This is a genomic window from Streptomyces sp. NPDC059567, from assembly GCF_042735655.1.
GTDB lineage: Bacteria > Actinomycetota > Actinomycetes > Streptomycetales > Streptomycetaceae > Streptomyces.
The window spans coordinates 1-1,790 of sequence record NZ_JBHWBS010000102.1 but is presented as its reverse complement, the minus strand read 5'-3'; the positions used below and the strand labels follow the sequence as shown (position 1 = coordinate 1,790).

The following is a 1,790-nucleotide window of genomic DNA, read 5'->3' as shown; positions in this document are numbered from 1 at the left end:
AAGCCGGGGCGGGGGGGGCCCCCCCGCCCCCCGCGGGCGCCGGGGCGCGGGGGCTCTCCCGCCCCCCCTTTCGGCCGGGGGCCCCCGCGGCGCCCCCCCCCCCCCCCGGGGCCGGCCGGCCCCGCGTCCCGGGCCTGGACGTCCTGTGCCTGGGGCCGCGCGGGTGGGCGGCGGGGCGGGCCGAGAGCGACGAGGTCGTGACGTTCTCCGACCCCGCTCGGGGGCGGTACGCGCGGATCGAGATCACGGAGCAGAGGGTGGTACGGGCCGTGCTGGTCGGATTGCCCGAGGGGATCGCGGCCGTCAGCCAGGCGTACGACCGGGGACGCCCCGTGCCCGCCGACCGGCTCGCCCTCCTGCTCGGCCCGAAGGCCGGGGCGGGGGCCGGGGGTGCGGGAGCCGATCCCGCCACGCTGGCCGACGAGGCCGTGCTCTGCCACTGCAACAATGTCAGCAAGGGGGCCGTCGTGCGGGCCTGGCTGGACGGCGCGCGGGACGTCGGGGCGGTGGCCGCGGCGACCCGGGCGACCACCGGCTGCGGCGGCTGCGCCGACGCGGTCCGCGCGGTGTGCGCCGCGCTGCGCGTCCCGGAGGGCGTCGCGTGAGCCGCCGGACACTGGTCGTCGCCGGCTACGGACCCGTCGGGCACCGGCTCGTCACGGAGCTGCGCACCCTGGACCGGACCGACGGGTGGCGGGTGGTCATGCTCGGGGAGGAGCCGCGCGGCGCCTACGACCGGGTCGCGCTCTCCTCCCTCCTCTCCGGCCCGACGCCATCCGATCTCGCCCTGCCCGCCCCCGACTCCCTGGTGGACGTGCGCCTTTCCACGACCGTGACCGGGATCGACCGGGAGCGACGGACCGTACGGTGCGCCGACGGGACGCGCCTCGGCTACGACGCGCTGGTCCTGGCCACCGGGTCCCGGCCCTTCGTGCCGCCCGTCCCCGGCCACGACCTGCCGCACTGCTTCACGTACCGCACCGTCGAGGACATCGACGCGATCCGCGCCGCCGCCCGCGCCGGCCGCCCCGGTGTCGTCATCGGCGGCGGGCTGCTCGGCCTGGAGGCCGCCGACGCCCTGCGGCACCTCGGGATGCGCCCGCACGTCGTGGAGGCGGCCCCGCGCCTCATGCCGCTCCAGGTGGACGCGGGCGGCGGGCGGCTCCTCGCCGCACTGGTGCGGGACCTCGGCGTCGAGGTGCACTGCGGGGCGACCACCGTGTCCGTGGAGGCGGACCGGGTGCGGCTCGCGGACGGTACGGAGATCGAGGCCGACCTCGTCGTCTTCTCCGCCGGGATCCGGCCCCGTGACGAGCTCGCCGCGGCCGCGGGCCTGGCGACCGGCGAACGAGGCGGGTTCCTCGTGGACGACCGGCTGCGGACCGCGGACGGGCGGATCTGGGCCGTCGGCGAGTGCGCCGCCGTCGAGGGCCGCTGCCACGGGCTCGTCGCCCCCGGCCTGCGGATGGCCGCCTCCGTGGCCCGCCAGCTCCTCGGCCTCGACCACACGCCGTTCACGGACACCGGCCGGCCGACGCGGCTCAAGCTGCTGGGCATCGGGGTCTCCGGCTTCGGCGACATCCACGCCCGTACGGAGGGGGCCATCGAGTTCAGCGAGGCCGACCGGGCCGGCGGCCGCTACCGGAAGCTGGTGCTCGCGCCGGACGGCCGGACCCTGCTCGGCCGGGTCGAGGTCCGCGCGGCGCGCCCCTGAACCACCCGGGGCTCGCGGCTTCCTGAGCCGGGCCGGAACAGCACGACGCGGCGCCGCCGCGGGGACACGCGGCGGC

The 1,790-nt window shown here is 78.9% G+C and carries 2 protein-coding genes; both read left to right on the top strand.

Annotation, left to right across the window (positions count from 1 at the left end; all coding sequences use genetic code 11):
• Positions 1–197 precede the first annotated feature (197 nt).
• Entirely contained in the window at positions 198–605 is a 408-nt protein-coding gene (locus tag ACFVZW_RS31230; protein ID WP_384528367.1) for a (2Fe-2S)-binding protein, read from the top strand.
• On the top strand, positions 602–1,714 hold the full coding sequence (locus tag ACFVZW_RS31225; RefSeq protein ID WP_384528364.1) for an NAD(P)/FAD-dependent oxidoreductase: 1,113 nt from the start codon (positions 602–604) through the stop codon (positions 1,712–1,714). The genes ACFVZW_RS31230 and ACFVZW_RS31225 overlap by 4 nt, the downstream gene beginning before the upstream one ends.
• Positions 1,715–1,790 lie beyond the last annotated feature (76 nt).